The following is a 22,671-nucleotide window of genomic DNA, read 5'->3' on the forward strand; positions in this document are numbered from 1 at the left end:
TGATGGTAAGGTTTTTCGGCATTTTTTTCCTGATTTTTAGTAGTGTTTTTGCGAGTGCTGCTGACGCCGTTTTTCCCGGTTACTTTCAAGTAGGAAATGACGATAACGCAATTAATCCTACTTATTTGTTGGCAGAGAGCTTTTTTGGCTTAGGGTCTAATTATCGGCCTGTTTATCCAATTCATTTTCAATTGACTGAAGCTAGCCAAATTTCCAGCATTGAGTTACTTAATAGCCAGGGATTAGATGCTGAAGCACTTGGCGTTATCTGGGATGAAAACGATAACCAGCTGTTTTTTGGCCAGGGGTCTACAAATGCTAGAGGCGTTATTCCTGCCAATATAAACCTTCCAGCTGGCGATTATCAGATGGCTATTTGGGGTAAGTGCTTTATATCTTTTCTAACCTTAGATTATTGTCAGCTATTTGAAGATTGGGACGATTTTAGTTTTGATGGCGTGAAGTTGGCCGGCGTAAATACTGACGCGGTCCATTTTATAGAGCGAAGCCACGTAAGTAATAAAAATAAAAATGGAGACCCTTACGATGGTTCTGGGTTGTTTCCTATCACGCGGCAAAATTACCCTTTTGAGTATCGCTTCACTCTAGCTCAGGATTCAACTTTTAACCGCTTTATGTTATTCAACTTGCGCACTTCAAATCAAGGCGTCAATGCTGAGGTACAATTGATAGAGCCTAATGGTAGTGTGGTGCGTTTAGGGTTCGTCAGTGGCAACGGCGATAAGGTATTGACAGACGCTACTATAGTAAAAACTTTTGCAGCGGGTGATTATATTATTCGTATACCGGCAGCCAATGTTGCTTTGTCTTGGGACGACTTCGTCGTAGATTTTAGTTCTGTTTCGTCAAACTTACCTCAGTGTATAGATGTATTTAGTGAAGCTATCAAAGGCTACGTGCTAAACAAGCCGGATGAAAAAATAACGCTGCCTGAGAATACCAGCACAGATACATGGAATAATAATACGCCTTTGCCTTTTTCAAAGGGGGACCACTTTTTCTCTGGTATTTCACTGAGTGCTCCCTATACGGGGACGATGGCGGGAGCTACGGCAAGGGTCAATGTGAAGAACGGCAACATAGGGGACAATAGTGTTATTAACCCGAATGATCCTGATCGTTTAATCTTATTGGTAGATGGCAGCATTACCTTGCTTAATGGCGTGCAATTTAACGGTATGATCTACGCCACAGGGTCGGTAACCGTGAACCCTGGCGCCATTGTTACGGGTGCAATTACTGCGGAAGGTGCTGTTGTTAACTATGGCTCGGTAACTTATGACCCTGAAGCGGTAGAAAGTGCGGATCTTTCTGGTTTATGTGAGAATGCTGGCCCGCCACCGGTGCAAACGGAATTTCAATACGGCCAAGGCGAGTTAGGTTACATTGAATTTGACCAGCCATTTAGTGATATCCCAGTGGTATTTGCGATGCCAACCATAGATAAAAATGACCCAAATGCTGACGGGCCTTCGACGGTTGAAGTATTAAAAGGCAGCGTTAGCGCAACAGGTTTCACCGTGGTGCAAGTAGAGCCCAGCCGAGGGGTAGGCTTAAGTGCTAAAGTGATGCCTAAAATCGACTATGTTGCTGTTTTACCTGGTAAGACTCAATTGCCCGACGGCAAGGAAATCTTAGCTGGGGTTGTCGAAACCAGCGCTTATCAACGAGGTGGTAGGCAACTTGCCGGTGGTGAAGTCGTTGCCTTTGAATCTGGGGTGTTTAGTGCTACGCCGAGCGTATTAGTGCAACGCTACGTAGAATCGAATAACTGCTGGATCACTGCAACGGCGAACGATGCCAGTAATACTCAAGTTGAATTATCGCTGGAATTTTCTGAAGTATACTCCTCTTCAAATACCAACAATGGTCGCCGTTGTTACCCGGGAAATGTGCGTGTTGACCGGGCTACGCCTGAAACCCTGGCTTGGTTAGCAGGGGAAGGCGTGGGTGAGTTCACCCAAAATGGTGAAACGCTCTATTACGAATTTGGTCAAGGCCGCAACTTTGCGGGGGGCAATACCAGAGACCTTGCGAATCAATGCCGCTACATGAGCAATAGCTTTTTACAGTCGTATGGCCAAGCGCCTATTTTTGTAGCCAACAAAAGCAGCCGTGATGGCAGTGATGGCGGTTGGGCGAGACGCTGTGACATTAACGCTACAAGCTACAGCATCGTTGTTGATGAGGACCAAGCGCAAAACGCAGAGCGTAATCATTTAAGTGAGTCCTTCGATTACTTTGCCATAACCAATAATGCTCCCGTTAATAATGAAGAGTTGGAGATAGTCACAGAACAAGACGCGCTCACCTGCGACCAGCACGGCATTACTGTTCGAGTACTTGAAGACGGTGTGCTGGATCAGGATTACACGGGTTTAATCAGGCTCAGCACAGATACCGGCAAAGGCCAATGGGGCCTGATTACAGGGGATGGTAATTTGTTACCTGCCCCTACTTCTGACGACGGGGTTGCCACTTACCAGTTTGTTTCATCCGATGGCGGTGATGTTGAGCTCTCTTTATTTCATCAACAAGCCGGCGAGGTGGTTATCTCGGTTGAAAATGCAGACAATACCGCAGCAGTGGCCACCACTGTAACCTTTAGGCCTTATGGCTTTAAGCTCAGCGTGCCTAATCAAACAGAGCCTGCGAGCCAGTACCATTACGCCAACAGGCCTTTTGATGCCCAGCTTACAGCGATAGGTAAAGACGCAACTACCGGCCAATGCGGGGTAATTCTTGAATATAGTGGATCTAAAAACATTCATTTTTGGAGTAACTATGACGCCCCTACGGTGGTGGCGGGTCGCCAAGTTGAAGTGAACGAGCAAAGCATTGCGACCACCCAGGCTGCAGCGAGCCAGCAGCCAATTATATTTAATGCCGGTATCAGTGAGCCCTTTAAAGTTAACTACCCTGACGCGGGACGGATTGAACTGGCAGCCAGCGACAACGCAGAGATTGGCAAACCTCCTGGGCCAGACGATGATATTTATGAAGGCAGTCAGTTATTTACTTTTACACCAAGGCAATTGGTGATAGATGAAGTTGTTGGGTATCGCAGAGACGGCAGCAATGAAATTCAAGTCTCTCTTGGCTCAGGGGCGTTTATCAGAGCTTCTCAACCGGCAAATAATTTGGACTTTGAGACGCAAAAAGATTACGACACTTTTGATATTCGCGTGCGGGCAGAGTTAGATTGCAGCCAAGATAGCCAAGGGCATTGTAGTTCCAGCGCCATTGCGCCGAGTTTTTACCATTTACTGGCCTTTGAGCAGCAACTCGTTGCCCCTGGAGGAGGCGCGTCCGGAGTGATGACTCGAGAAGGCAGTAATGCGCGATTTAATAATTATCAAATGTTGAGTAGTGAGCCGGGTGAAGTGAGCTTGCGTCATTTCGCTTGGAATGAAGTGGGCACTCAGGCGCTTACCGCTAGCAGTGACGACTATTTAAATGACAGTCAGTCACAAACTTTCACCCCCATTGCAGATGCAACTCAAACCATTGGTCGCTTTATACCTTGGTACTTGCACGTCGATAGCTTTTTAGCAACGCCAAGCTGTCAAAGTTTTAGCTACCTTGATCAACAGGGAGTCAACATCGACTTAGCCTTAGGAGCCTATAATCAAGCACCAACACCCGTGCTATTAAGTAATTATGATACCACTCTTGGTTATGATACCGCTGCTCCAAGCGAACAAGCGTGGTTGATGGGCGCGCGCGAAGGTGCGGGTTTATTACTGCAAGGTGATAATTCGAGCCGGTTACTGTTTAATCCTGCAGATTATGACTGGCAAGCAGGGCAGCTGGTTTGGTCATCTGAGCTGGCGGGTCTAGCTAAACTGTTACCCCATGCGGTAGATGGTCCGTTTACTAGTCCAATGATGGTGTTGAATATTCTGGGGCCTGATGGCGAGCGTTTGCAAACATCTGGTAGCGAAACTTGCCAGCCCGGTAACGGTGCGCTCGAACACTATTGCGATGCTGGTTCCCTAGGTGAAATGCGTTATGGTCGAATGGTTGCTGCTAATAGCCATGGCAGTGAGCTGGCCAGTTTACGGGCGCCACTGCGCATTGAGTACTTTAACGGATCGCGATTTGAAACCAATACGGACGACAATTGCAGTGCGCTTACTTATAACCCCGTGGCCAACCACAGCATCACTGAGTTCTCATGGGCAATAGATAGCACAGGCGATGGTAATCTGGATCAGGCGGGAGAAACTAACCCGATTCCTGTGAGTACGGGAGACAGTCGTTATGGCCTGCTTAATGCCACTGCGGTAGCCGGTGAAATTAATCTTAATTTTAGTGCGCCCGGCAGCGTTGGCGGCTTTAAGTATTATGTCGATTTAAACCCTGACTCAGGTAGCAATTTATGCTGGCTGCGATTTGATTGGAATAATCAATCCGGCATTGAAAATGTCTGTGGTCAAGGTAACGCTTCGGCGATTTGTGCCCAAGCTGATCTGGATCTTAGCCCTTTAGCTCGTCAAGATGATTGTATTAGTGGCGATATTCAGTTTGGATTATTCCGTGGCAATGACCGGATTATCTACCGTCTAGAGGTGAATGACTAAATTTTGTCTAAATTAAGATTAATTTGCTCTATTGCTGGCGTTTTTAGCCCCCTTGACCCTGCTTTGATAATATAGCAAGGTGCTAATTGGGCATTCACTCACACTATCGCTGATCCTATGCGCGACGGCGCTTGCCGTTCATTTATAGGCTTGGTAAAGTGGGCGCAATTCCGCCATTTTTTTTGCAGGATCTCCATGTTTAAAAAGCTTAGAGGCGTGTTCTCCAACGATCTATCTATCGATTTGGGTACAGCCAACACACTTATTTATGTAAAAGACCAAGGCATTGTATTAAACGAGCCTTCTGTGGTGGCCATTCGCCAAGAGAGAAGTGGTACAGGTCCTAAAAGTGTTGCTGCCGTGGGCAGTGATGCCAAGCAAATGTTAGGCCGTACGCCAGGCAATATTAAAGCGATTCGTCCAATGAAGGACGGTGTAATCGCAGATTTCTATGTCACTGAGAAAATGTTACAGCACTTTATTAAGCAAGTGCATAACAACAACTTTTTGCGGCCAAGCCCTCGTGTTCTCGTGTGTGTACCCTGTGGTTCTACTCAAGTAGAACGTCGTGCTATTCGTGAGTCTGCACAAGGTGCGGGAGCACGTGAAGTGTATTTGATAGATGAGCCTATGGCGGCAGCGATTGGTGCTGGTTTACCTGTTTCGGAAGCGACCGGCTCTATGGTGGTTGACATAGGTGGCGGTACTACCGAAGTTGCCATCATTTCATTAAACGGTGTGGTTTATTCTTCATCTGTACGTATCGGTGGTGATAAGTTCGATGATGCCATCATCAACTATGTGCGTCGTAACTATGGCAGCTTAATTGGTGAAGCGACGGCAGAGCGAATCAAGCACGGTATTGGCAGCGCTTACCCTGGTGATGAAATGCGTGAGATTGAAGTGCGTGGTCGCAACCTAGCTGAAGGCGTACCAAGAAGCTTTACCCTAAACAGCAATGAAATTTTAGAAGCGCTGCAAGAACCCTTAACGGGCATTGTGAGTGCGGTTATGGTAGCCCTTGAGCAGTCTCCTCCTGAACTTGCGTCAGATATTTCTGAGCGTGGCATGGTGCTTACTGGTGGCGGTGCGCTACTAAAAGACCTCGACCGTTTACTCATGGAAGAAACGGGTATTCCTGTGGTAGTTGCAGATGATCCGCTGACTTGTGTGGCGCGTGGCGGTGGTAAAGCCCTTGAGATGATAGACATGCACGGTGGAGACTTATTCAACTACGAATAAGCATCATATTCACCGTGGCGGTATGTATCAAAAAGCCGCTGAGCTCTGGTTATCTGATTCAGGATGAAACGACAACCATGGCCATGAACCAGTACGCTTTCTCGGGTTAATGGATTAACCTCAAAAATTGAAACAAGTCTGAGGTAGGTAATGTCGCATGATGTTTGTGCTGGGTTATCTGCCTTTATTTTATCCCTGTCGCGAAGCATTCTTAATAGGAGCGACCTTGTTTTTTAGTGACGATTCATGAAGCCTATTTTTGGCCGCGGGCCTTCATTACAGCTAAGACTTCTATTAGCCGTGATTGCCTCGGTATCTTTAATTTTGCTGGATAGCAAACTGAATTTACTTTCCCCATACCGCGTATATCTAAACTCGTTAGTAAGCCCCTTGCAATACGTTGCCAATGCACCGAGTCAGCTATTAGATACCGTGGCTGAAAAAGTGGTTAGTCGGGAACAGTTACAAGCGGATAACAAAGATTTAGAACAGCAAATCTTTTTAGTTCGCAGTGATTTATTATTAATGGATAGCCTTAAAGAAGAAAATAACCGTTTACGCAAGTTGCTAGGATCGCCGCTGCGGGGAGACGCGCGTAAAATGGTTGCTGAAATCATGGAAGTGGATTCAGATCCTTTTACTCACCAGGTAGTGATAGATAAAGGCTCACTTAATGGTGTATTTGAAGGTCAGCCAGTGGTGAACGACCAAGGCGTCGTTGGGCAAGTACTACGAGTGGGCAGTACCACCAGTCGCATTTTGCTGATTACTGACATTAGCCATGGTATTCCAGTGAGGGTGCAACGTAACGACATGCGCACCTTAGCCAATGGCACGGGTGAACTGGATAAGCTAGACATCCCATATATTCCTCACAGTACCGATATTCAAGAGGGCGACGTGTTAGTGACCTCTGGTTTAGGTGGCCGTTTTCCCGAAGGCTACCCCGTTGCCACGGTTGAACAATTTGAGTATGACCAAGGTATGCCTTATGCGAGAGTGCAAGCGTCCCCAGTTGTCGCGCTTGATCGAATCCGGTATTTGTTATTGTTGTGGCCTGATGATAAACCAAATAAAGCCGCCATTCTGGGGCCTGAGCAAACGGGGGCTGCGAATGACGCTAGCATTGACAGTCATGACGATAACAGTCATGAAAATGGCCCAGAGACTAGTAGCGATAATATTGTGACTGAAGAAGTGGAAGCTTCAATGCAAAGCTCGGAGGCCAACAATGGATAAAGCAAACGGCAGAGGCACCATTTTTATCTCTATTTTGGTGGCTTTAGTGCTGGCTATCCTACCCTTACCGGCGCAATTGGATGCATTTAGGCCTGATTGGCTTACTTTAGTCGTGCTCTATTGGGTGTTAGCGCTTCCACACCGTGTTAATGTGGGCACTGCATGGCTCGCCGGTTTGATGTTGGATATCTTGCTTGGCTCAACTTTAGGGGTCAGGGCTATAGGCTTAGCCGTGGTAACGTATCTGACGGCAATGAATTACCAGTTGATTCGTAATTTTTCCGTTTGGCAGCAGGCCGTCGTGATTGGGGTTTTGACCTTGACCTGTAAGTTGCTGATTTTCTGGGCTGAACATCTAGTTTCTGACATTATCTTACAGCCTAGGTACTTTTGGTCTATTTTAACCACTATGATGATATGGCCTTGGGTCTTTCTAATTTTAAGGCGCACTCGTCGTAAATTTGCGGTGCGATAAGTAACATGATTTATTTAGCGTCGGCTTCGCCCAGAAGACAAGAGTTACTTACCCAGCTAGGGGTGAAGTTCGAACAAATTTTACCTCGTATCGAAGAGCAAATTGAGCCGGGTGAAAAAGCGGCTGATTATGTTCAGCGTTTAGCCCTTGAAAAGGCCCAAGCAGGTTGGCTGATGAGCCCACAAGATAAACCTGTGTTAGGTGCAGATACCATTGTATTTCAAGACAGTAAAGTACTCGAAAAACCCGTCGACTTTGAACATGCATGTGACATGTGGTCGAAGCTGTCTGGGCGCACTCATCAAGTATTAACAGCCGTTGCAGTGTGTGACGGTGAAAAGCAACAAGGCATTTTAGTAACAACAGACGTCACTTTTTGTGAGTTAACCCCACAAGACATGCTGCTGTATTGGCAAACTAACGAGCCAAAGGATAAAGCGGGAGCATATGGTATTCAGGGGATAGGCGGGCGTTTTGTTACTGCGATAAATGGCAGCTATAGCGCTGTTGTTGGGTTACCTTTGTATCAAACCCATCGCTTGTTGGCCGAGTTTATTCAATTTTAAACTTTTAGGGCGTTCAAGCTGCCAGTGATTTTTTGCTGAGCCGCAAACGTATAACATTATGAATGTTGAGTTATTAATCAACGTAACTCCGAGTGAAACCCGAGTTGCATTGATAGAAAGTGGCATACTGCAAGAAATGCACGTAGAGCGGCAAGCCAAGCTAGGTATTGTAGGTAATATTTACAAAGGCAAAGTCAGCCGGGTTTTACCGGGTATGCAAGCCGCGTTTATTGACATCGGCTTGGAAAAAGCGGCTTTTTTGCACGCGTCTGACATTGTGCCCCACACCGAGTGTGTTGCCAAAGTAGAAAAAGAGCATTTTCAAGCCGGTAATATCGCTGAGCTTGTTAGGCAAGGTCAAGATATCATGGTGCAAGTGGTTAAAGACCCCCTAGGTACCAAAGGCGCGCGTTTAACTACCGACATTACGTTACCCTCACGATATTTGGTTTTTATGCCTGGCAGTGCCCATGTCGGCGTCTCCCAGCGCATTGAAAGTGAAACGGAAAGAGACAGGTTAAAAACGATCACGGCGCAGCATGTCGATGAGCTTGGCGGTTTTATTATTCGCACGGCTGCTGAAGGTGCCGGAGAAGTTGAACTTGCTCAAGACGCTGAGTTCTTAAAACGTTTATGGCGAAAAATTCTGGAACGTAAAAAAAGCAGTAAGGCTTGTAATACCCTTTACGCTGACCTTGGCTTGGCGTTTCGTATCATTCGCGACTTTGTTGGCACTAAAATTGAGCGCGTGCGCCTTGACTCTAAGCAAACCTTTGAAGAATTGAGCCAATTTACCAAAGAGTTTGTGCCGCAATTGACCTCTAGCCTTGAGTATTATGGCGGTGATCGCCCTATTTTTGATATCTTTGATGTTGAGAATGAAACCCAGCGAGCCCTTGACAGAAAGGTAGAGCTAAAATCAGGCGGCTATTTGATCATAGATCAAACCGAAGCCATGACAACGATTGACATTAACACTGGGGCGTTTGTTGGCCATCGTAACTTAGAAGAAACCATTTTTAATACCAACACGGAAGCCACGCAAGCTATTGCACGGCAACTTAGGCTGCGTAATTTGGGCGGTATTATTATTATTGATTTCATAGATATGAAATCCGAAGAACACCAGCGCCGAGTTTTGCATAGTTTAGAAGTTGCGCTCAGCAAAGACAGAGCCAAGACCAACATCAGTGGTTTTTCTCAGCTAGGGTTAGTAGAGATGACTCGCAAGCGCACCCGAGAAAGTTTAGAGCATATCTTGTGCTCTGAGTGCCCTGAGTGTCACGGCCGTGGTCATGTTAAAACGGTTGAAACCGTGTGCTTTGAAATTTTGCGAGAAATCATGCGGGTTAATCGCGCTTATGAGGCAGACCGCTTTTTGGTCTATGCCGCGGCGAGCGTCGCTGAGAGCTTATTAGGTGATGAATCTCATAGTTTGGCGGAGTTAGAAGTTTTTATCGGCAAAGCGGTTAAGGTACAAGCTGAGCCTTTATACGCACAAGAACAGTTTGACGTGGTGATGATGTAATCAGCACGAGGATATATAGGCAGGGAGTGAAGCAAAGTGAGTCAGTTTGAAGCAATTTAGCTTGCGTTGGTTACGCCGATTTTGGATCAGTCTCGCCGTGATACTGGTACTGTTGGCGGTTGCTGCCAGCTTATTTCGTGGCTTATTACCACTGATGAACGCGTACAAGGATGACATTACATACTGGCTGGTAGACCAACACGATATTGATATCAGTGTAGACAGTCTAGATGCCAGCTGGGATCGCCATGGACCTGCATTAGTAATTAATCAAACTCACTTTAACCAAGATCCCCATGCGCCGTTTGAATTAAGTATCCGTGAAACGCGGTTACGTCTTGACTTATGGGCCAGCATTGAAAAACAAACGCCCGTTTTTCATCGTATTGAGTTATCTGGCGTTGAACTCGAAGTGAAACCGGAAAATGGTGACAGTGAGGCTAATAATGCAGTTAAGGGGAAATCTTTAAGTAAAGAGGGCATTGCCAGGTTGTTCTTAAGTGACCTTAGCGTATTTAGCTTAACGGATAGCCAAATTGCTTTTTATCCCTTGGCCGGAGTTAAACAAACCATCGCCATTGAATCACTCAATTGGTTAAATGAGGGCGCGCGCCACCAAGGGGTGGGCAAAGCGAGTCTTATTGATACTTCCAACCTTAACCTTAGTCAAGACAGCCTGCTGAGCTTCAAAGTTGAATTAAACGGTGAAGATACTCAGCAATACCAAGATTGGCCGGGCTTGATTTATGTGGAAGCAAAAGATCTTAACCTTGCGCCCTTACTCGCTAGCGTGCTGCCTACAGATAATAGTTTGGTCACTGGTGAGGTTAACTTTAAAGCATGGGCTGACTTTACATTTGGCAACCTCTTACAAGCGCAATTAGTATTTGAACCGACTCGGTTGACTTGGCAGCAAGCAAAGGATGAAGGGGAGTTTTTGATTGAGTCGGGTCACCTAACATGGTGGCCAACTCATGAAGGGTGGCAGTTGGACTCTCACCAGTTACAGGTGGTCACCAATCAGCAGCAGTGGCGAGACTTTGATATTCAAGCATATCAGGCGGATAACCTGATTGTTGCTCAGGCTGATACCATTGCCGTTAACGCGCTTGTGCCATTAGCTAAGTTATTTGGCAGACCAAGCAGCAAGGTGCAACAAGCCCTAGACAGCCTTAACTTACAGGGCCAACTATCCCATATCAGCTTATTGTATAACACCGATAGCCCAGATTTTGCCGTCCGTGCAATGATAGACGATTTAAGCGCGCATTATTGGCAAGGCATACCTGATTTTCAACAGGCGCGTTGGGAGTTTCTTGCTGAGCCAGGCAAAGGCCAATCATTATTCAGCTTGCAAGGTCAAACATTAGACTTTAAACAGCATTTTAATCAACCTATGCGAGTGGATGAGTTGGCTTTACCCCTTCACTGGCGAGTGGGAGATAAGCAATTTCAGGTCTTCAGCCCTGGCGCGGAGTTTAACAATCCGGATTTATCTTGGTTAGGGCAGTTTGCGTTGACGTTTGAGCCAGGCCTTTCACCGCACCTTGCTTTGTATAGCGAAGCGCACGTTAATGATGCCGAGGAAGCCGAGCATTACTTACCTATTCAAGCAATGGGTGAAGGCGTATACCGTTATCTGCAACCAACGATTAAAGCAGGTAAGGTCGAGACGGCAAAAATACTGTGGCACGGCTATTTCGCAGATTTTCCATATCAAGATGGCTCAGGGGTGTTTCAAGCTTTTGTGCCGTTAGAGCGTGCCGAATATGCGTTCTTCCCGGGCTGGCCTGCGTTGTCTGATATGCGGTTAGATTTATTGTTTCAAAATGATGGCTTATGGATGACGAGCCCGAAAGCGAAGCTTTTAGGTTTGACAACGTCTTCTATAAAAGGCGTTATTGAACGATTCTCCCCGGATGTGCCGTTGACTATTGCGGCTAAATTAACTGGCATGGGAGATGAAATTCGCGAGTATATCGATGCATCGCCTTTGCAAGATAGCGTCGGCAAAGCTTTAAATGCTATCACCGTCAATGGTGAGATTGTGGCTGAGTTGGATCTTACCATTCCTTTAAATGGAGACCAGACCCTCGCCACAGGAAAAATTAATTTAGACCATAACCAAGTTTCCTTGCCACTGAATGATGCTGGCTCTGAGCGCTTACTGCTTAACAACGTGAGTGGTAGCTTTGAGTTTGAACAAGGCAACCTTGCTAACGGGGATGTGAATGCCGAGCTTTTTAATCAACCTATTAAGGTTTTATTTGAGGGGCAGCAGCTGGACCAGGGGTATCGCAGCCAAATTGATTTATCGGCACAGTGGCGCTGGCCAAGTATTTATCAAAGCTGGCCGAATTTGCACATTCTTGAAGCCTCGGGTGAGTTCAATTGGGACGCAGATATCAGTTATCAGGTACAGCATGACGGTAACTACAAGTTAGATTTAAGCATGTCGTCAGACTTACTGGGCAGTGAGTTAGGTTTGCCCGCACCTTTTAACAAAAACAGTTTGAAGAAATGGCCGCTTTCGGTTTCTGCGCATAGCCAGAGCCAGCAGCTGAATTTATCGGTTGAACTGGCCAATAAAGTGTATTTTAACTCTGTGATTGACCAGGTTAACTCCGCTAAAAACCGATATTGGCTTCACCTCGGCCGCCACTTGCCCAATCGTATGCCGGCGCAGCAGCAAGCAATCACGTTAAACTATAATCGACTTGATATTGGCGCGTGGTTAAACCACCTAAAAGACAAGCAGGATAGGCTCGCAAGCAGTTCTGCCGCAAGTAATCCAAACAACAAGCCTTTTTTTAAACCGCAGCATTTCGATTTTTATGTCACCCATGCAGATCTACTGGGCCAACCGCTCGAACAGTTAAAAGTTACCTTAAAGAAAAATGCTCAGCAATGGTTTGCGCAATTAAATGCAGAGCAGTTACAAGGCACTATCAGCACATCGGACGATAAACTCACGGTTAACTTTCAAAAGTTGGATTTGCCGCAACTCGACTTTGCTTTATGGCAGCCGGAAGAGGCTAATGTAGTCGAGAATCAAAGCAAAGCCAGTAAAGCTATGACTTATGACTGGCGAGCGCTACCCAATATCGACTTAACATGTTTACAATGCCGCTTTGGCGACTTGGATTTTGGCCGCGTGAGTGGCAAGTATCAAAAAACCGCGCAAGCAGGAGCACTAGAGACACTTACTTTTAGTTACCCCCATTCGAATGTAAATATAACTGGCTTTTGGAGTGGCTACAAAGCACGACAGCAAACCAGCCTAGATATTGCCATAGACAGTCGTGACGTCGACAAGCTAGTGCAAAGCCAAGGCTACCGCAGTCCAATGCGCCAAACCCCTGTAAGCTTAACAGGCAAGCTTGCGTGGCAAGGGGCGCCGATGGCATTTTCTACCGCCACTTTATCGGGCGATCTCAGTTTTAAAACGGAAGCGGGCTACGTCGCAGATGTCAGTGACAAAGGGGCTAGGTTATTCAGTTTACTGAGTCTTGATTCGTTGCGACGCAAGCTGAATTTAGACTTCAGAGATGTGTTTGCCGAAGGCTTGTATTTTGATTCCATGGGGGGCTCCGCTACCATTAAAAATGGCTTAGTGAGCAACCAAGACTTTGTATTCGATGGCGGTGCTGGGCGCTTAGAAGGTGCAGGCACGGCAGACCTGAATGAATGGCAGATTGATTACCGCATGGCATTTTACCCTGACGTCACTTCTAGTTTACCTGTACTTGCGGCGTTTACCTTAACCCCTGTTACTGGCTTGTATGTTTTACTGGTTTCTAAACTGTTAGAGCCAGTCGTCGATACCATTACTGAAATTAATTTCAGCCTCACTGGGGATCTTAGCAGCCCTGAACTTAAAGAAGTGGGCCGTCAACAAGGTGAAGTAACGGTGCCAGAAAAAATTCGAGACTCTTATGAAAAGCGTATCTCTGATTCAGTTAATAAGCTGCAGCGAACCCCATAAAAACCTTCAACAAATAAAACAAGCATTGATTGCCATGCAGCCGATGCCTGAGCAATTAGTGTTATTACCGGAAAATGCTTTGGTCTTTGGTGAGCGAGCGGACTACCTGCGCCACCAAGAGGTGTTAGGCCAAGGGCCTTTGCAGCGTGAGCTTGCACAATTGGCAGCGCGATATGGCATATATTTAGTCTGTGGCAGTATGCCAATAACTTCAGACGAGCCAGAGCGTGTGTATACCTCAAGCTTAGTGTTCGATCCGCAAGGGCAATTGTGCGCGCATTATCATAAAATGCACTTGTTTGATGTGGATGTGGCTGATGGTCACGGTGCGTACCGCGAATCTGCGACTTTTAAGCCCGGTGAACAACTGAGTTGTGTCGATCTTGGCGAGGTTAAACTGGGACTGAGCATTTGTTACGATTTACGTTTCCCAGCCTTATTCCAAAACCTTGTAGCGCAAGGGGCGAATGTCATTTTGGTGCCTGCCGCGTTCACGCAAGTCACGGGGCAAGCTCATTGGCTGGCGTTATTGCAAGCTCGCGCCATTGAAACCCAGTGTTATATTGTGGCGGCAAATCAAGGCGGTGAACACGAGAATAAGCGGCAAACTTGGGGCCATTCCTGTATTATCTCGCCATGGGGTGAAATACTGTCTCAATTGACCCAAGGGGTAGGGCATTTAGCCCAATCTCTCGATTTGGCTCACTTGGCGAGTATTCGCCAAAAAATGCCCGTGCAGCAGCACCAAAGATTTATTTCTAAACCGCTTGATACGTAAGTGGTTAGGCCGAAAAAAGAAAGGAATTTCAATGAGTTTTGAAGCTGTAAGTGAACATTTACTTGCGCCTACCGAGTTAAGCATCGATAAACTTGACTCCGTTTTAGCGAGCATGTACCAACATAAACTCGACTACGCCGATTTGTATTTTCAAGCCAGCCGCCACGAAAGCTGGGTGCTGGAAGATGGCATTGTAAAAGAAGGCAGCTTTAATATTGAAAAAGGTGTCGGGGTAAGGGCCATCAGTGGCGAGAAAACAGGTTTTGCTTATTCTGATCAACTTAGCTTAGCGGCTTTGCAGCAAGCTGCGAAGGCGGCCCGTGGTATTGCCAAACAAGGCCAATCTGGTACTGTCAGCTTGCTTAAGCCAAGCAGTGCACCGCTGATGTATCCGGCTCTAGATCCGCTAGAATGCTTACAAAAAGAACAAAAAATAAATTTATTGAAAACCGTTGATGCATTTGCACGCAGTTTAGATCCTGCCGTTACTCAGGTTATCGTGAGTATGAGTGCGGTTTACGAGGAAGTGCTTGTCGCGGCCAGTGATGGCACATTAGCAACGGATATTCGCCCTTTGGTAAGATTTAACTGCTCCGTTTTAGCAGAGCGTGGCGAGCGACGTGAACGCGGCAGTTCGGGTGGCGGTGGTCGTCACAGTATGGAGTATTTCACCTCGAGCCCAGAAGGTGAGCAACAAGCCTTTACTTATGCTCGTGAAGCCGTGCGCCAAGCATTAGTTAATCTTGAAGCGATAGATGCGCCGGCAGGAGCTATGCCTGTGGTATTAGGTGCTGGTTGGCCTGGTGTGCTGTTACATGAAGCCGTTGGCCATGGTTTAGAAGGTGATTTTAACCGTAAAGGGTCTTCAGCATTTTCTGGCCGTATTGGTGAGAAGGTGGCGTCTGAACACTGCACGATAGTGGATGACGCAACTTTAATGGATCGCCGAGGTTCGTTAACCATTGATGATGAAGGCACTGCTGGCCAGAACACCATGCTGATTGAAAAAGGCATTCTAAAAGGCTACATGCAAGATAAGCTTAACGCGCGGTTGATGAATACCGCATCTACCGGGAATGGCCGTCGTGAATCTTATGCTCACTTACCTATGCCTCGAATGACAAATACCTATATGTTGGCAGGTGAATACGAACACGACGAGTTAATCGCCAGCGTTAAACAAGGGATTTATGCACCGAACTTTGGCGGTGGTCAGGTTGACATTACCTCGGGTAAGTTTGTGTTCTCTGCGTCGGAAGCTTATTTGATCGAAGACGGTAAGATTACCGCGCCAATTAAAGGGGCAACCTTGATTGGCAATGGCCCAGAAGCGATGCAAAAAGTGTCGATGGTGGCGAATAACCTGAGCTTGGATTTAGGCGTAGGTGTGTGTGGTAAAGACGGTCAGTCGGTGCCTGTTGGCGTCGGCCAACCTTCTTTAAAATTAGATGAGTTGACCATAGGCGGCACTCAATAGAGCATGGAAGAGGTTCGCGCAGTGAAGGCTGCGCGTACCTGATTACGCTTCTAGAATCATTTCACGTAAGTATTTAAAAATTTCACGTGCGGCTTTGGGCGGTTTCGCGCTCTTTAGTTCTTTGTTTGCTTGGCGTGCCAGTTGGCGCAATTTTTGACGCTCTAACTGCGGGTACTGCTCTATTAAGCCAGAGATAGCTTCGTCGCCTTCAGCAATTACTTGATCCCGAAAGATTTCTATTTGATGAAACTCTCGAGTTGCCTCTTGATGCTTATTCGCTAGCTTGTCTAACGCTGCTTGAATTGGCTCAGGATCTTCGTGGCGCATTAATTTGCCAATGTATTGCAATTGGCGTCTTAATGCTTCGTGTTTATTTTTAATCTTATGCGCCAGCGCGATGGCGTCAGCCAAAGATTCAGAAAGAGGAATTTTGGCCAGCTCCGTAGGGCTCAGTTTTACTAATTGATTGCCCAGCGCTTGCAACGCATCCATTTCACGTTTTATTTCCGATTTACTGATGAAATCTTGTTCGTCTTCGTTTGCCATCATCTTTATTTCTTGCGGTTTGTTAACCATATCTTACCAGCAAATTGCCGCAAGCTCCTCCTGTCGTGGTATGCTTGGCGCAATTAAGTTGCAATAGAAGAATGATGATGGATTCAACAAGCCTTATTGCCCAAGAACGGGAACAATTAGAAGTAGCGGTTGCAGACGCGATTAGTTTAGCAACGCAGTTAGGGGCTGACCAAGCTGAGGTGGCGGTCAGTCGTCAAACGGGTATCGCGGTGAATACTCGTATGACGGAAGTTGAAAATATTGAATTTAACCACGACGGTGCACTCGGTATCAGCGTGTATGTGAAAGGGCGCAAAGGCAACTCCTCGACCTCTGACGTGTCGCCTAAATCCATTGAGCAAGCTGTTAAAGCTGCGATTGAAATTGCCAAGCACACTAGCGTTGATGAATATGCTGGCCTTGCAGATCCTGCACTGCTAGAGCGTCAACCACAAGACTTGGACTTGTTCCACCCTGCTTCCCTCGAGCCAGATGACGGCTTAGCTATTGCTAAGGCTTGTGAAGAGATTGCACTCAGCCAAGACCAACGTATCGTGAATTCTGATGGCGCCAGTTACACCAGCCACTTAGGAATCAAGGTCTACGGTAATAGCCATGATTACGTGCAAAGTTACTTATCGAGTCGCCACAGCTTGAGTTGTATGTTGATTGGCCAAGAACAAGATGACATGCAGCGAGACTACAGTTACACCATGGCGCGTAACCCTGCTGACTTGCTTTCTCCTGAAGCCGTTGCCAAAGATGCAGTTGAGCGAACGGTAAAGCGTTTAGGCGCGCGCAAGATAGATACTTGCAGCTGCCCCGTGTTATTTTCTTCCGATGCGGCGGTGAGCTTGTTTGGTCACTTAGTCAATGCCATCAGTGGTGGCAGTTTATACCGTAAATCATCTTTTTTATTGGATAGCTTAGGGCAACAAGTGTTCCCTCAGGGCTTTTCAATCAGTGAGCGTCCACATGTGCTCGGTGGTTTGGCCAGTACGCCATACGATTCGGAAGGTGTGAAAACCCAAGATTTAGAAGTGATTGCAGACGGTGTGCTGAATTCTTACCTACTCACCAGCTATTCTGCTCGAAAATTAGGCATGACGACTACAGGGCATGCTGGTGGAATTCATAACTGGTTTGTCAAAACCGGTGATGATGACTTCACACAAATGTTGAAAAACTTGGGCACTGGGCTGTATGTAACGGAGTTGATGGGCCAAGGCGTTAATGCTGTGTCGGGCGATTACTCACGCGGTGCGGCGGGTTTTTGGGTTGAAAATGGTGAAATTCTTTACCCAGTACACGAAATTACCATCGCCAGTAATTTGAAAGACATGTTTAAAGGGATCGTCGCGGTGGGCTCCGATGTCGACCTACGCACTAGTCTGCGCACTGGCTCGGTACTGATAGACAATATGAAGATAGCCGGTAACTAATGCGCTATTTTGCCAAGGTAAGAAAAAGCCAGCGTAATGCTGGCTTTTTGCTTTTAGTGGGTAAAGAGAGGGTTAAGCGTTAGGCGCGAAGGAATATCGTCGCCATGCCAAGAAATGAAAATAAGCCGACGACATCTGTGATAGTGGTTAATGCCATGCCTCCGGCTAAAGCAGGGTCAATGTTGAACTTTTTCATTAGCAGCGGAATGGATACCCCAGCAAGGCCAGCAATGGATAAATTGATGAACATTGCACCGGCTATCACGTAACCGATATTAACGTCGCCTTTCCATATCACCACAGCGACGGCTACTAGCAATGCCCAAATAAAGCCATTTAATAAGCCTATCGCCACTTCTTTCCAAATCAGAGTTTTGGCATTACTGTCGCCAATGTGGCCAACGGCGAGGCCACGAATAACCAAGGCAAGTGTTTGGTTTCCGGCGATGCCGCCCATGCTGGGCACTATGGTCATTAAAATAGCCAGGGTGGCAATTTCAGAAATAGTCGCTTCAAACATGTTAGACACTGAGGCCGCTAATAATGCTGCACCAAGGTTAACCGTTAACCAAATGGTACGTCGCTTGGTGCTTTTTAACACGGGAGCAAAGGTATCTTCGTCATCATCCATGCCGGCCATGCCCATCATAGTATGATCGGCGTCTTCACGTATGATGTCGACCACGTCATCAATCGTGATCCGTCCAAGCAGTTTATTGTGGTCATCGACCACTGGAGCACTGATTAAGTCGCGGCGCTCAAAAATTTTAGCGACCTCGCTGTCTTCCATGCCGACAGGGATGGACTCTGCGTTGTGATTCATCACTTCGGCAACAGAGGCGGCTGGATCGCAGGTCAACAAGCTGGCTAAAGGCACTTCTCCCAATAATTCATCATTTTTGTTGAGTACATAAAGGGCGTCGGTACCGGCAGGGATATCACCTTTTAAACGTAAGTAACGCAATACAACGTCGACGCTTACGTCTGGCCGTAAGGTGATGGTGTCCGTGTTCATCACGCTACCGGCGGTGTCTTCTGGGTAAGACAATGCTTGCTCGAGTCGCTGCCTGTCTTGCGCGTCCATTTGTGCGAGCACGTCTTGATACTCAGAGTCATTTAGGCCGCCAAGGACGTAAGCCAAGTCATCCGTATCCATCCCTTCTGTTGCGGCCACCAAGTTTTCGGTGTCCATCAACGCAAGAATGCTGTCACGAGCGTCTTCGTTGAGCTCTTCGAGAATTTCACCTTGCTGCTCAGCGTCGGTAAGTTGCCACAGTGATTTACGTTCGCTTTGGGGCGAAGACTCTAAAATAAGCGCGACGTCTTCTGGGGGAAATTGATGCAGCATGCGCCTGACTTGAACAAACATACCGTTGTTCAAGGCTTTATTGACTTCAAGCAAGCGCTCTTGAGTTGTTAAATGCTCTAAATTATCTGGCATAAGCATTCCTTCCCTCTAATTGTTATCGGTACTAATGGAAGGTAAACGCCATTCATGAAGCTTATTCTGCTTCTTCGAACTTATCTTCTATTAGCTGTTTAACCGCATCCATGGCAAGCTGGGCATCCTCTCCGTCAGCTTCTAAGGTAATGCTTTGACCTTGGCAGGTCTCTAGCATTAATAGCCCCATAACACTGGCTGCTGACGCTTGTTTCTCTCCGTGAATGAGGGTCACGGTAGCATTAAACTTATTCGCGAGTTCTGCCAGCTTAACGGCGGCCCTTGCGTGTAAGCCTAGTTTATTTTTAATCGTGATGGTTTGTTCAATTGCTGGCATGTTCGACCTTTTCTAAGGTGCGGTGACGTATTTGCACTTTATGCTCGGCACTAAAGAATTCGGCTAAGCGTTCGGCTATAAATACGGACCTATGTTGCCCGCCGGTGCAGCCTATGGCAATAGTAACATAGCTGCGATTGTTTCTTTCTAAGTGAGGCAGCCAAGTAGTTAATAAATTCTCAATTTGCCAAATAAACTTCATCACTAAAGGCTGTTCACTCAGGTATTGCGCCACAGGTTGATCAAGGCCTGTAAAAGGTTTGAGCTCTGGCACCCAATGTGGATTAGGTAAGAAGCGCGCATCAAATACGTAATCAGCGTCTTTGGTTAGGCCATTTTTGTAACCAAAAGATTCAAACACTAAAATAAGTTCATTGGTTTTTTGGCCTAATACCCTTTGCTTAATAAGTTCGCTCAATTCATGAATAGATAAATCACTGGTATCTATACGTAAATCAGCGCTTTCGCTAATAGGATGTAATAAGCGAGTTTCCTCGTCGATAGCTTGAGACAAAGAAAGCTGCATCTTTGCCAAAGGATGCAAACGGCGCGTTTCGCTATACCTGCGAACCAGAATGCTACTGCTAGCGTCTAAAAAGAAGGTACTGACGTCGGCTAAACTATCAAGCTGCTTGATCACGTTATCGAGTTGCTCGGTTTCTGGCGGCAAGTTGCGCACATCTACGCTCACGGCGACAGCTTCAAATTGGCCTTTGAGTCCGGCGATAAGTTCGGGCAATAAGTGTACGGGTAAGTTATCCACGCAATAATAGCCAAGGTCTTCAAGTACTCGAAGGGCAACTGTTTTACCTGAGCCAGAGCGACCACTCACTATAATCAGTTTCATGTCTTACCTTAGTAAATTAAGAATCACAGATAAGCTGATACAGCTCATCATCAGACGTAGCTGCGCGCAATTGACGACAGATCTTTTTATCGCTGAGCTTTTCGGCAATCAAGGCCAAGGTTTTAAGGTGTTGACTGCACTGGCTTTCAGGCACCAAAACGGCAAATAATAAATCTACTGTTTGATTATCTATAGCATTAAAATCAATCGCTTGCTCGCATTGAATAAAAATACCCGTAACGGGGTGATCGTCTGAAATGCGGGCATGAGGGATCGCGATACCGGCGCCAACACCCGTTGTGCCCATTTTTTCTCGAGCCAGTAAGCTTTCAAATAACACTTTTGGTTCAATTGCTAACTTAGCGCCGGCAATTTCACTGATTAACTCTAATGCTCGTTTTTTGCTCGAACAAGGCACCACGCTTTTGGTGCACTCTTGCGTGAGAAGATGACTTATTTCCATATGACTACTATCGCTTCAGCTGTCCTTGGTTCTGAGGCTGGCTGGCCCAATATTGCTTCATTGATTCTATCTCTTGCCACATTCGGGCCAGATGGTTGTTTTGATGGCCAACGGCCCCCTAAGATGGGAGCGCTCTTTGACGTATCCGTTATCGCGGTATTATCAATGCAGTTGCAACCTCGTTCAAGTAGAACTGATTTTTTTCTGCACAATTGATCATGGAACAGGGTATTGAGCGATATTTACAGCAAACTCTTGCGTTGGTTTGAGGGCGGGATCCCTAATGACTCGCGGTATTTGGCTATGGTTCGCCGGGCAACCTTGATGCCTTGGTCTGCCAGTAATTGAGTGATTTTACTGTCACTCAGAGGCTTTGCGGGTGTTTCTGCTGCGACCAATTTTTTTATTAATGCACGAATGGCAGTCGAGGAGCATTCTCCTCCACCATCAGTGGCTACGTGGCTTGAGAAGAAGTACTTGAGCTCGTATATGCCCCTTGGAGTGTGCATGTATTTTTGCGTAGTGACACGAGAAATGGTGGACTCATGCATCTCTACTGCTTCAGCCACATCATTGAGCACCATAGGTTTCATCGCTTCATCGCCGTACTCAAAAAAGGCGATTTGATGTTGTACGATACAGTTAGACACTTTTAATAAGGTATCGTTTCGGCTTTCTAAGCTTTTGATAAACCACTTAGCTTCTTGCAAGTGGCTGCGAATAAATTGACTGTCGTCGGTATTACTGGTTTGTTTAGCAAAAGCGGCGTACTCAGCATTTACCTTGATTTTAGGCACAGAGTCAGGGTTGAGTTCTACCACCCAACGGCCCGATTTTTTTTGTACCGACACATCTGGAATAATGTATTGAGCATCTGACTCAACGATGGCGTTACCGGGACGAGGCTCTAAGGTGTGAATTAAGCGCATCACTTCTCGCAGCTCCGCTTCTTTGAGCTTCGTTTGGCGGCTTAATGTGCGATAATCACGGTTTGCCAGTAAGTCCATGTGTTGTTTGATAATATCAATGGCTTGCTGGCGCCACTTTACTTCAGGACTGATTTGCTGTAGCTGAATAAGCATGCACTCTTGTGGAGAGCGGGCTGCTACGCCCAGAGGGTCAAAGTGCTGGATACGTTTTAGCACTGCTTCTACTTCTTCAAGTTCAACCTCTAGCTCTACTTCTTCTGAGACGACGCTTTCAAGGATATCTTGACTGCTGACGGTCAGGTAACCCGACTCGTCGATGGCATCAATTATGGCTAAGGCTATGGCTTGGTCTGTTTCTGAAAAAGGCGTGAGGGTCATCTGCCATAATAAATGGTCGTGCAAATTATTTGACGTTTCACCCTGATAGACAAAATCTGCATCTTCGCCACCTGAGCCGACACCACTGCTGCCGGTTGGCGCCGAGGTATAAGTATCATCCCAGGTTGAGTCAGTAGGGAGGTCGTCAGGCAGGTCTGTTTGAGCCATTGCCTCTGATGAGTCTATTTGCGACAGGTCTTTGTCTTGGTCTAATGAGTCTATCTGGCCATTATCTTCTGCTTCGAGCAACGGATTAGCTTCAAGGGCTTCTTGAATTTCTTGTTGTAGATCCAAAGTCGATAATTGCAGCAAACGAATCGCTTGCTGCAACTGTGGGGTCATCGTTAATTGCTGACCCAGTTTAAGCTGAAGGGTTGGCTTCATT

At 46.6% G+C, this 22,671-nt stretch carries 16 protein-coding genes; 10 read left to right on the top strand and 6 right to left on the bottom strand.

Features of this window, described 5'->3' with window-relative positions; genetic code table 11:
• The first annotated feature begins 2 nt into the window (after window positions 1–2).
• From D1Z90_RS04895 to tldD, 9 genes are all read left to right on the top strand, one after another.
• A complete protein-coding gene (locus D1Z90_RS04895; RefSeq protein WP_119909630.1) occupies window positions 3–4,604 on the top strand; it encodes a polymer-forming cytoskeletal protein in 4,602 nt (1,533 codons plus the stop codon).
• Between the two features lie 195 nt (window positions 4,605–4,799).
• Window positions 4,800–5,846: a rod shape-determining protein gene (locus tag D1Z90_RS04900; protein WP_119909631.1), complete on the top strand. Its 1,047-nt coding sequence runs from the start codon at window positions 4,800–4,802 to the stop codon at window positions 5,844–5,846.
• A 246-nt stretch (window positions 5,847–6,092) separates the two neighbouring features.
• Window positions 6,093–7,085, top strand: coding sequence for a rod shape-determining protein MreC (gene mreC, locus D1Z90_RS04905; protein WP_119909632.1), 993 nt, complete (start codon window positions 6,093–6,095; stop codon window positions 7,083–7,085).
• Window positions 7,078–7,560, top strand: coding sequence for a rod shape-determining protein MreD (mreD, locus tag D1Z90_RS04910; protein ID WP_119909633.1), 483 nt, complete (start codon window positions 7,078–7,080; stop codon window positions 7,558–7,560). Before mreC ends, mreD begins: the two co-directional genes overlap by 8 nt.
• A 5-nt stretch (window positions 7,561–7,565) precedes the next feature.
• Window positions 7,566–8,126, top strand: a complete 561-nt coding sequence (locus D1Z90_RS04915; protein WP_119909634.1) for a Maf family protein — start codon at window positions 7,566–7,568, stop codon at window positions 8,124–8,126.
• A 58-nt stretch (window positions 8,127–8,184) separates the two neighbouring features.
• Window positions 8,185–9,654 carry a ribonuclease G gene (gene rng / locus D1Z90_RS04920; RefSeq protein ID WP_119909635.1) on the top strand — a complete coding sequence of 490 codons (1,470 nt, stop codon included), beginning with the start codon at window positions 8,185–8,187 and terminating at the stop codon, window positions 9,652–9,654.
• A 46-nt stretch (window positions 9,655–9,700) separates the two neighbouring features.
• Window positions 9,701–13,639 (top strand): YhdP family protein, encoded by a 3,939-nt coding sequence (locus tag D1Z90_RS04925; RefSeq protein ID WP_119909636.1) that lies wholly within the window; start codon window positions 9,701–9,703, stop codon window positions 13,637–13,639.
• Window positions 13,590–14,417: a carbon-nitrogen hydrolase family protein gene (locus tag D1Z90_RS04930; RefSeq protein ID WP_119909637.1), complete on the top strand. Its 828-nt coding sequence runs from the start codon at window positions 13,590–13,592 to the stop codon at window positions 14,415–14,417. Before D1Z90_RS04925 ends, D1Z90_RS04930 begins: the two co-directional genes overlap by 50 nt.
• A gap of 31 nt (window positions 14,418–14,448) precedes the next feature.
• On the top strand, window positions 14,449–15,894 hold the full coding sequence (gene tldD / locus D1Z90_RS04935) for a metalloprotease TldD (RefSeq protein WP_119909638.1): 1,446 nt from the start codon (window positions 14,449–14,451) through the stop codon (window positions 15,892–15,894).
• Between the two features lie 42 nt (window positions 15,895–15,936).
• On the opposite strand, the gene yjgA is transcribed toward tldD, so the two are convergent.
• Window positions 15,937–16,470 carry a ribosome biogenesis factor YjgA gene (gene yjgA, locus D1Z90_RS04940; protein WP_232525201.1) on the bottom strand — a complete coding sequence of 178 codons (534 nt, stop codon included), beginning with the start codon at window positions 16,468–16,470 and terminating at the stop codon, window positions 15,937–15,939.
• Window positions 16,471–16,547: 77 nt separating this feature from the next.
• Between yjgA and pmbA the strand changes: the two genes are divergently transcribed.
• A complete protein-coding gene (gene pmbA / locus D1Z90_RS04945; RefSeq protein WP_119909639.1) occupies window positions 16,548–17,891 on the top strand; it encodes a metalloprotease PmbA in 1,344 nt (447 codons plus the stop codon).
• Between the two features lie 79 nt (window positions 17,892–17,970).
• Here pmbA and mgtE read toward each other — a convergent pair whose 3' ends face one another.
• From mgtE to D1Z90_RS04975, 5 genes are all read right to left on the bottom strand, one after another.
• Window positions 17,971–19,332: a magnesium transporter gene (mgtE, locus tag D1Z90_RS04950; RefSeq protein WP_119909640.1), complete on the bottom strand. Its 1,362-nt coding sequence runs from the start codon at window positions 19,330–19,332 to the stop codon at window positions 17,971–17,973.
• A 61-nt stretch (window positions 19,333–19,393) separates the two neighbouring features.
• Window positions 19,394–19,669, bottom strand: coding sequence for an HPr family phosphocarrier protein (locus D1Z90_RS04955; RefSeq protein ID WP_119909641.1), 276 nt, complete (start codon window positions 19,667–19,669; stop codon window positions 19,394–19,396).
• The gene (gene rapZ / locus D1Z90_RS04960; RefSeq protein WP_119909642.1) at window positions 19,656–20,516 is read right to left on the bottom strand and encodes an RNase adapter RapZ; all 861 of its coding nucleotides are present in this window, start codon (window positions 20,514–20,516) and stop codon (window positions 19,656–19,658) included. The genes D1Z90_RS04955 and rapZ overlap by 14 nt, the downstream gene beginning before the upstream one ends.
• A 16-nt stretch (window positions 20,517–20,532) precedes the next feature.
• A complete protein-coding gene (gene ptsN / locus D1Z90_RS04965) occupies window positions 20,533–20,979 on the bottom strand; it encodes a PTS IIA-like nitrogen regulatory protein PtsN (protein ID WP_119909643.1) in 447 nt (148 codons plus the stop codon).
• A gap of 242 nt (window positions 20,980–21,221) precedes the next feature.
• Window positions 21,222–22,670, bottom strand: coding sequence for an RNA polymerase factor sigma-54 (locus D1Z90_RS04975; RefSeq protein ID WP_119909645.1), 1,449 nt, complete (start codon window positions 22,668–22,670; stop codon window positions 21,222–21,224).
• Between the last annotated feature and the right edge of the window lies 1 nt (window position 22,671).

This window comes from Motilimonas pumila, from assembly GCF_003596335.1.
Classification (GTDB): domain Bacteria; phylum Pseudomonadota; class Gammaproteobacteria; order Enterobacterales; family CBDFNC01; genus Motilimonas; species Motilimonas pumila.

Bases quoted from the DNA above. Each gene is read 5' to 3' on its own strand.
- D1Z90_RS04895 (WP_119909630.1), top strand. From the start codon at position 3: ATGGTAAGGTTTTTCGGCATTTTTTTCCTGATTTTTAGTAGTGTTTTT.
- D1Z90_RS04900 (WP_119909631.1), top strand. From the start codon at position 4,800: ATGTTTAAAAAGCTTAGAGGCGTGTTCTCCAACGATCTATCTATCGAT.
- mreC (WP_119909632.1), top strand. From the start codon at position 6,093: ATGAAGCCTATTTTTGGCCGCGGGCCTTCATTACAGCTAAGACTTCTA.
- mreD (WP_119909633.1), top strand. From the start codon at position 7,078: ATGGATAAAGCAAACGGCAGAGGCACCATTTTTATCTCTATTTTGGTG.
- D1Z90_RS04915 (WP_119909634.1), top strand. From the start codon at position 7,566: ATGATTTATTTAGCGTCGGCTTCGCCCAGAAGACAAGAGTTACTTACC.
- rng (WP_119909635.1), top strand. From the start codon at position 8,185: ATGAATGTTGAGTTATTAATCAACGTAACTCCGAGTGAAACCCGAGTT.
- D1Z90_RS04930 (WP_119909637.1), top strand. From the start codon at position 13,590: ATGAAAAGCGTATCTCTGATTCAGTTAATAAGCTGCAGCGAACCCCAT.
- tldD (WP_119909638.1), top strand. From the start codon at position 14,449: ATGAGTTTTGAAGCTGTAAGTGAACATTTACTTGCGCCTACCGAGTTA.
- yjgA (WP_232525201.1), bottom strand. From the start codon at position 16,470: ATGGTTAACAAACCGCAAGAAATAAAGATGATGGCAAACGAAGACGAA.
- pmbA (WP_119909639.1), top strand. From the start codon at position 16,548: ATGGATTCAACAAGCCTTATTGCCCAAGAACGGGAACAATTAGAAGTA.
- mgtE (WP_119909640.1), bottom strand. From the start codon at position 19,332: ATGCCAGATAATTTAGAGCATTTAACAACTCAAGAGCGCTTGCTTGAA.
- D1Z90_RS04955 (WP_119909641.1), bottom strand. From the start codon at position 19,669: ATGCCAGCAATTGAACAAACCATCACGATTAAAAATAAACTAGGCTTA.
- rapZ (WP_119909642.1), bottom strand. From the start codon at position 20,516: ATGAAACTGATTATAGTGAGTGGTCGCTCTGGCTCAGGTAAAACAGTT.
- ptsN (WP_119909643.1), bottom strand. From the start codon at position 20,979: ATGGAAATAAGTCATCTTCTCACGCAAGAGTGCACCAAAAGCGTGGTG.
- D1Z90_RS04975 (WP_119909645.1), bottom strand. From the start codon at position 22,670: ATGAAGCCAACCCTTCAGCTTAAACTGGGTCAGCAATTAACGATGACC.